The sequence below is a fragment of the Streptomyces bungoensis genome (assembly GCF_001514215.1).
Classification (GTDB): Bacteria; Actinomycetota; Actinomycetes; order Streptomycetales; family Streptomycetaceae; genus Streptomyces; species Streptomyces bungoensis.
The window spans coordinates 1-662 of the sequence record NZ_KQ948921.1 but is presented as its reverse complement, the minus strand read 5'-3'; the positions used below and the strand labels follow the sequence as shown (position 1 = coordinate 662).

The following is a 662-nucleotide window of genomic DNA, read 5'->3' as shown; positions in this document are numbered from 1 at the left end:
AAGCCGCCGGGGGATGGATGCGCCGGGTGCGGTGGCGCTGCGGGATGAGTTGGTGGCGGCCGGTGTGCGGGTGACGGTGGCCGCGTGTGACGTGGCGGACCGTGACGCGCTGGCTGAGCTGTTGGCGGAGCATCCGGTGGATGCGGTGGTGCATGCGGCCGGTGCGGTGGTGAACGTGCCGTTGGAGCGCATGTCCGCCGAGGAGTTGGGTGAGGTGTGGGCGGGCAAGGTGGCCGGTGCGGTGCATCTGGATGCGCTGCTCGGTGAGCGGTCGTTGGACGCGTTCGTGGTGTTCTCCTCCATTGCCGGGGTGTGGGGCAGTGGGGGGCAGGCGGGGTATGCGGCGGCGAACGCTTTCCTGGACGGGTTGGTCCAGGGTCGGCGGGCGCGTGGTGTCGCGGGTACGGCGGTGGCGTGGGGGCCTTGGGCGGAGGTGGGTATGGCCGCGGGGGCGGAAGCCGTCGAGGCGTTGCGGCGGCGGGGTCTGGTGGCGTTGGAGCCGGGGCGTGCGGTGCGTGCGCTGGGCCGGGTGGTGCCGGGGGCGGACGCGGTGGTCGTGGTGGCGGACGTCGACTGGGCGCGGTTCACGCCGGCGTACACCAGTGTGCGTCCCAGCGCGCTGCTGAGCGGCGTACCCGAAGCCCGCACCACCCCCGCCGAGA

1 protein-coding gene is annotated in these 662 nt (G+C 73.6%); it reads left to right on the top strand.

Features of this window, described 5'->3' with window-relative positions:
• Positions 1-13: 13 nt before the first annotated feature.
• On the top strand, positions 14-662 hold a 649-nt coding region (locus AQJ66_RS36650; RefSeq protein WP_341849444.1), incomplete at its 3' end, for an SDR family NAD(P)-dependent oxidoreductase.